We start from the raw sequence: 382 nt of genomic DNA, 5'->3' as shown, positions 1-382 counted from the left end.
TGGCCAACCGGCCGACCAGCACATTGGTCAGAACGTCCAGCCGATCAATGAGGTTGAACTGCTGGAAGATCATCGCGCAATCGCGCCGCCATTCCCGCAGGCGGCCGCCGCGCAATGCGGTGACATCGGTCGCGCAGAAGCGGATCGTGCCTTCCGTCGGTTGCACGAGACGGTTAGCAAGGCGCAGGAGAGTGGACTTCCCCGCGCCGGAAGGGCCGATCACCCCGACGAACTGGCCCGCCGGTATGTCGAGTGCCACCCGGTCGACAGCCCGGGTCTTCCCGAACGCGCGGCTGAGCGAGATGAGTGAAAGCATATCCTGTTTCATGGCCTTACCCTGCGCTGCACCCGTAACGCCACCAAGTCATCCGAATGAATTTTT

1 protein-coding gene is annotated in these 382 nt (G+C 62.6%); it reads right to left on the bottom strand.

Going from position 1 to position 382, the window contains the following annotated elements; translation table 11 throughout:
• Positions 1-328 (bottom strand): ATP-binding cassette domain-containing protein (locus tag CG51_RS18945; RefSeq protein ID WP_035747733.1); only part of this gene is annotated, 328 nt, incomplete at its 3' end.
• Positions 329-382: the final 54 nt, after the last annotated feature.

The sequence above is a fragment of the Haematobacter missouriensis genome, from assembly GCF_000740775.1.
Lineage (GTDB): Bacteria > Pseudomonadota > Alphaproteobacteria > Rhodobacterales > Rhodobacteraceae > Haematobacter > Haematobacter missouriensis.
This window is presented reverse-complemented; position numbering and strand designations above follow the sequence as displayed.